Origin of the sequence: Streptomyces hilarionis (assembly GCF_024539675.1) — a bacterium.
Taxonomy (GTDB): Bacteria; Actinomycetota; Actinomycetes; order Streptomycetales; family Streptomycetaceae; genus Streptomyces; species Streptomyces hilarionis.
The window spans coordinates 1-366 of sequence record NZ_JAHHIT010000527.1 but is presented as its reverse complement, the minus strand read 5'-3'; the positions used below and the strand labels follow the sequence as shown (position 1 = coordinate 366).

Annotated in this window: 1 protein-coding gene; it reads left to right on the top strand. The window is 59.3% G+C overall.

The features are described 5' to 3' along the window. Window positions 1-34: 34 nt before the first annotated feature. On the top strand, window positions 35-366 hold a 332-nt coding region (locus KMS84_RS39390; protein WP_256921463.1), incomplete at its 3' end, for an aldehyde dehydrogenase family protein.

Sequence of the window (366 nt, the reverse complement as noted above, 5' to 3'; positions counted from 1 at the left end):
GGGTAAGCCCAAGCACAGCCAGGCGAAATCGGAGGTGGAAGCTGCGATCTATTGGGTTCGGGAAGTAGCCAAGCGCGAAATACCAGTCCAGGTGATTGAGGATACAGCGGAGCACGTCGTCGAAGTTCACCACACGCCTTTGGGCGTGGTGGGTGCGATCACTCCTTGGAACTTTCCGGTGCTTCTTGGCTTGTGGAAAGTGGCGCCCTGCCTGATCACCGGCAACACCATGGTGATGAAGCCGTCGCCCTACACGCCTCTCACCTCGCTGTTCTTTGGTGAGATCGCCCAGTCTGTGTTGCCGCCGGGCGTGCTCAGCGTGCTGTCCGGGGGCAATGAACTCGGCCAGATCATCACAGAACACCC